General features: G+C 60.3%; 2 protein-coding genes. One reads left to right on the top strand and one right to left on the bottom strand.

Annotated features, from left to right (window positions below):
• A partial coding sequence (locus AACR77_RS05025) for a biotin--[acetyl-CoA-carboxylase] ligase (RefSeq protein WP_042880143.1) occupies positions 1-538 on the top strand: 538 nt, incomplete at its 5' end.
• Positions 539-614: 76 nt separating this feature from the next.
• Here AACR77_RS05025 and coaA read toward each other — a convergent pair.
• Positions 615-1,553, bottom strand: a complete 939-nt coding sequence (gene coaA / locus AACR77_RS05020) for a type I pantothenate kinase (RefSeq protein ID WP_029314861.1) — start codon at positions 1,551-1,553, stop codon at positions 615-617.
• Between the last annotated feature and the right edge of the window lie 304 nt (positions 1,554-1,857).

Raw genomic sequence — 1,857 nt, 5'->3', positions numbered from 1 at the left:
GGCGGCCGCCATGGGACTGAGTCTCGCGGTCGGCGTGGCGGTGGTCGAGGCGCTGGAGTCCCTCGGTTATCCCGGGGTGGAGCTCAAGTGGCCAAACGACCTCTATTACCAGGGCCGCAAGTTGGCGGGCATCCTGGTGGAGATGAGCGGCAGTGCGGGTGCCAGCTGCCATCTGGTGATCGGGGTCGGCCTCAATCTGGCGATGCCGAGTCGGGAGGGAGAGAAGATCGATCAGGCCTGGTCCGAGCTGCGCCATATCCAGCCCGAGCTGGTGGATCGCAACGAGCTGGCCGCCTGCGTGCTGCTGCACCTGCAACAGGCCATGCAGACCTTCGAACAGACGGGGTTGGCGAGTTTTGTCGAGAGCTGGAACCGGCTCGACCACTTCGCCGGCCAGCCGGTGAAGCTGCTGATGGGAGAGCAGGTGATCCGCGGGATTGCCCGGGGGATCGACGAACGCGGAGCCCTGCGTCTGGAGACGGAAGAGGGGCTCAAGCTCTATCTGGGAGGGGAACTCTCCCTGCGGCGGGGGGACTGAACCCATACGCTCATGAGGACTGAATGGAAGAGGGGGCCTGCGGGCCCCCTCTTCCATGTATGCACTGCGACAGTAGTCACTTGCGCAGCTTGATCTGCTCGATGGCGTGCTCATTGCCCTTGGTGAGGATGAGGTTGGCCCGCTCCCGGGTCGGCAAGATGTTCTCTTGCAGATTCAGGTAGTTGATATCCTGCCAGATGTTGTTGGCGATCTCGGTCGCCTCGCTCTCGGCCAGCTTGGCGTAGTGGTGGAAATAGGAGTCGGGATCCGAGAAGGCGCCGCTGCGGAATTTGAGAAAACGATCGATGTACCAGGTGCGCAGCAGCTCGGCGTCGGCATCCACATAGATGGAGAAGTCGACGAAGTCCGACACGAACACGCGATGAGGGTCCTGGGGATAGTCCATGCCGCTTTGCAGCACATTGAGCCCCTCCAGGATCAGGATGTCCGGCTGCTCCACCACCTTCTTCTCGTCGGGCAGGATGTCATAGATGAGGTGGGAGTAGACGGGGGCCTCGACCTTCTCGTGGCCGGCGCGGATATTGGCGACAAATTCCACCAGATGGCGGATGTCATAAGACTCGGGGAACCCCTTGCGACGCATCAGGCCACGGGCTTCCAGCTCCTTGTTGGGAAACAGGAAGCCGTCGGTGGTGACCAGCTCCACCCTGGGGTGCTCCGGCCAGCGCTCCAGCAATGCCTGAAGGATACGGGCCGTGGTGCTCTTTCCCCCCGCCACGCTGCCGGCAATGCTGATGATATAGGTGCCCTTGCCGCGGGACTGACCGAGAAACTGCTCCAGCACCCGGCTGCGGCGCTGCTTGGCCTTGACGTAGAGATTGAGGAGACGGGAGAGGGGCAGGTAGATCTCTTCCACTTCTCGCAATGACACCTTCTCATTGATCCCGCGCAGGGTCTGCAGATCGTGCTCGGTCAGGGTCAGGGGGACCGCATCGCGCAATAACGCCCATTGTTCGCGGGTGAATTGCAAATAGGGGTTATGCTCTGTCGTCATGGTGTCATCACTGTTTCTTGGGCAGGGCGACCATACACCAAGGGATCGGGAGCGACAAGGGACGCGTCCGGTCGGGACGGAGAAGGAGCGTTTTTTTGCCTGGAACCCGGCATAAATGCACATTTTGCAAGGTGCAATGGTTGCATCCCCAAAATCCTTACCATAAAATGCGCGACGCTTGGATGTCTGTCGTCTATTTGCCCAGCAAAAGCGACAAAAACAACGGGTGCAAGCAGAATTACCGTTGTGGCATTTATGCAACTGGAGGGGTTCCCGAGCGGCCAAAGGGATCAGACTGTAAATC

It is taken from the genome of Aeromonas sp. ZOR0002 (assembly GCF_963866995.1).
In the GTDB taxonomy this organism is placed as follows: domain Bacteria; phylum Pseudomonadota; class Gammaproteobacteria; order Enterobacterales; family Aeromonadaceae; genus Aeromonas; species Aeromonas caviae.
This window is presented reverse-complemented; position numbering and strand designations above follow the sequence as displayed.

Coding starts and splice junctions, on each gene's coding strand:
- coaA (WP_029314861.1), bottom strand. CDS start 1,553: ATGACGACAGAGCATAACCCCTATTTGCAATTCACCCGCGAACAATGG.